Here is a 3,054-nt window from a genome sequence, read left to right as displayed (position 1 = left end):
TCTTCTTCTTGCCAAGCTGCATCGAGCTCCAAATCTGTCTCGAACAGATCCGCTAAAGTGTTCAGTTCTGCCGCGCCAACCTCCGGGCCAGTGGGGTCGGCGGTTTTAGCAGGGTGTGCCGTGGTGGAAGAATCGAAATTGCTAAATACCTTTTGCTGATGAGATTGGGCTTCTTCCGTTTCCCAAAATTGCGATGTGACAGAGCCAAAATCAGAATCATCCGCATCAAACCCACCGGAAAAGCCGAAGGGTTCGCTTAATTCTATTTGTGCCGCTAGTGGTTCGTCTAATGTACTTTCCGGCTCCGAACCGATCGAAAACAAATCGTCGAACTCATCGTCAGAGATTGCCGACGCAGGTTCGGGTTCTGGAATTATAGGCTGAAGTACTTGCAGTTGCGCCGACGCAGAGATTTCATTAGCGCGACCTGCCAAAACCAATTCTTGAGCTGCTTTAATTTCTTTAATAACAACAGGTGCCAGCGTGGTGTGAGAATGTTCGGCGTTGGCTAAAGCACCCTCGCACATCCGTAACAAGTTAATCCAGGTTGGCAAATTAAACTTTTCCCCAAGCGCAATCAAGCGATTGCAGCACTCTTGCAGCTCTTGACGGCTGTTCGGCCAAGACGGTGGTTTGAATAGCTGCAACATTTGCCGCAAAACTGCCATCACCTCTTGCCCAAAATCGGCAACATTTAGTGCTGGCAACTCGGAAGGTTTCGCTTTGCTCGGCGGGCGGCCCTGATTTCCTAACAAGTCGAGATGCTGTTTGAGTTCATCAAAGACCGGCTCGACATCCGACATGATATTTTCGCCCACATCCTCCGACAACCCAAAAGGCCCTTGCAGATGGTCTAAGAGCAACTGGAGGGTATCAAATACCCGCAAAAACAGGTTTTCCAGCTTTTGGTCAACTTTAATCGGACGTTCTTTAAGTTCTTTGAAATAGTCTTCCAGTCTGTGAGAAGTTTTTTGAATGCTGTGAATACCCAGCATTGCTGCCCCCCCTTTAACCGAGTGAGCAGCGCGAAAGACCTCGTTTACCATTTCCTGGTCATCAATGGTACTTTGCAGATTCAGCAAACCCTGTTGAATGGTATTGAGGTGATCTTTGGCTTCTTCAATGAAATAGCCTAGAATGCGCTGTTGTTGTTCCGGCAGCATAGCCATGTCCCCATAAGAGTGCTTGTTAGCGTGAGCGATCGCGTCAGCGTGCTGTCTGTGTGCTGAGTTTTCAATTTTAGTTTTTTGCCGACACTGTAGTTTTGGAAAAAAGTACTTTACTTTACGCTTTCTCGTGGTTACTCGGTACTCAGCACTGTAGCCGATAGCTCTAATTTATCCTAACGTCGCAATACCCATCACCTTATAGGGTAAGATGCGTCCGCCCTGACAGGGTTTTGAGGAATTGACCCCTGGCAGATGTGAGGTGCAACGGAACGATTGCTGGAGATTGATGAAGAATTATCTATTTCTCGGTTTGCAAACCTAGATTTTTAATACCTGTTTTTGTGCGGTATATTTTTGCGATCGTTATTATTCTTGACGCGATTCCGTAAAACTGCTTATTTTTGCCTCTCACCACTTAAGTATATACTTTTAAATTTATTGTGCCCAAAAACCTACTCCCAATTTCCATTAGTGATGCTGCACATTTGGGCGGATGAGGGAGAGAGAAAGCAAGAAAAAGAGATATCAAACGTTTGCAGTCAAACCGGATAAATAATCTAGAAAAGAAGAAAATGGAATTGGGAAAAAGGAAACAGACAGCAGAAAGTTGCGCTCTTTTCTGCTTTTAGGAGCGTTTTTGCGACTTATTGCTTTTGCTTTTGTGGTTTGACTTTTTACTTTTGCCTTCTTTTTCCCTTCATCTTTCTGGTGTTTCCACGCGGAACCGTTCAACGGATGTCAGTAAGTCTCTAGCAACACCAACCAAGTGTTGCAACGATCCCGATACCCGCTGCGCTTCTTGAGAAGTTTCTTGAGCGGTCAGCTCGACAGATTGGACAACTTGGGCCACGTTGTAGGAAGTTTGGGTCTGCTGGATGGTGTCGGCGGTAATCGAACGTACCAAGGCGTCAATGCGATTGGACACTTGAATGATGTCGTCGAGGCTGCGCTTGGACTGCTCTGCCCGTTTGGTAACTTCGATCACCTGCTGGGTGGCTTCTTCCATTGCGGTCATTACCGAACCGGTTTCGCTTTGGATTTGCAACACAATTTCTTCGATCGACTTGAGTGCTTTGGCCGATCTGTCTGCCAGCTGCCGCACTTCATCGGCGACGATCGCAAAACCCCGGCCCGCTTCTCCCGCCCTCGCGGCCTCAATACTGGCGTTGAGAGCCAACAAGTTAGTACGGGATGCGATTTGAGCGATCAAGGCAACTATTTTGGCAATTTCCTGGGACGATTCTGCCAAGCGCTTGACTTTTCGCGTAGTTTCTGCTACTGTTTCCCGAATCCCCAGAATACTGGCTACCGTTCGTTCCACAGCTTCACCGCCCTTAATAGCCATCACAGAAGCCGAGCGAGCCACATCTTCTGCTTGTTTGGCATTATCTGCAACTCGTCGGATCAACTCGGTCATGCCCTGCACCTGGTTCAAAGTCACCGCCAGTTCTTCCGCTTGCCGCAGCGCATCGGCAGACAGTTCGCGGGCAAACCGTTCGTTATCCGAGGAACCTTTATTAACTTGACGGGCTGCTATTTTCACCTGTTGCACGATATCGCGCAGGTTTTGAATGGTGAGGTTAAAGGCATCGGCGACGGCTCCCAGTACATCGGCAGTGACTTCTGCTTGCACGGTGAGGTCTCCTCTGGCAGCTCCTTCCACATCGTCCAGCAGTCGGATGACCTGACGTTGCAAATCTTCTTTCGCCTGCTCTTGCTCTTCGGCGCGGCGTTGTGCTTCGCTGGTTGTCGTGAGCATGATCCGGGTCATTTGATTGAACCCAGAAGCTAATTGACCGAGTTCATCTTCTGAGTAAACTGTGGCTTGGACGTTCAAATTGCCTTGAGAGACAGCATCGAACTGAGCTTGCAAATCGGCGGTGGC

At 48.5% G+C, this 3,054-nt stretch carries 2 protein-coding genes; both read right to left on the bottom strand.

Annotated features, from left to right (window positions below; translation table 11 throughout):
• Window positions 1-1,163 (bottom strand): Hpt domain-containing protein (locus tag H6S82_RS26450; protein WP_206756902.1); only part of this gene is annotated, 1,163 nt, incomplete at its 3' end.
• A gap of 703 nt (window positions 1,164-1,866) precedes the next feature.
• A partial coding sequence (locus H6S82_RS26445) for a HAMP domain-containing methyl-accepting chemotaxis protein (protein WP_191056973.1) occupies window positions 1,867-3,054 on the bottom strand: 1,188 nt, incomplete at its 5' end.

It is taken from the genome of Planktothrix sp. FACHB-1355 (assembly GCF_014748295.1).
GTDB lineage: Bacteria > Cyanobacteriota > Cyanobacteriia > Cyanobacteriales > Aerosakkonemataceae > Aerosakkonema > Aerosakkonema funiforme_A.
This window is presented reverse-complemented; position numbering and strand designations above follow the sequence as displayed.